Source organism: Clostridium sp. DFI.1.208, assembly GCF_024463855.1.
Taxonomy (GTDB): Bacteria; Bacillota_I; Bacilli_A; order Erysipelotrichales; family Erysipelotrichaceae; genus Clostridium_AQ.
The window spans coordinates 1-281 of the sequence record NZ_JANGCA010000286.1; the positions used below are offsets into that span (position 1 = coordinate 1).

Below are 281 nucleotides of genomic sequence, written 5' to 3' on the forward strand. Positions count from 1 at the left end.
ATAAATATGTAGACGCATTTGGAAACACAAAATATGTGTATGCTTGGAGATTGCCACCCACAGACCCGACACCAAAGGGAAAACGGGAAAAACCCTCACTTCGTGAACTGGAACAGCAGATAAGACGGGATATTGAGGACGGTATCGACAGCACTGGCAAGAAAATGACGCTTTGCCAACTCTATGCCAAACAGAACGCACTGAGGGCAAATGTGAAGAAAAGCACAATAAAACAACGGGAACAACTCATGCGGTTATTGAAAGAGGATAAGTTAGGTGCT

1 protein-coding gene is annotated in these 281 nt (G+C 44.1%); it reads left to right on the forward strand.

Features of this window, described 5'->3' with window-relative positions; genetic code table 11:
• Positions 1–281 (forward strand): integrase DNA-binding domain-containing protein (locus NE665_RS24400; protein ID WP_256302770.1); only part of this gene is annotated, 281 nt, incomplete at both ends.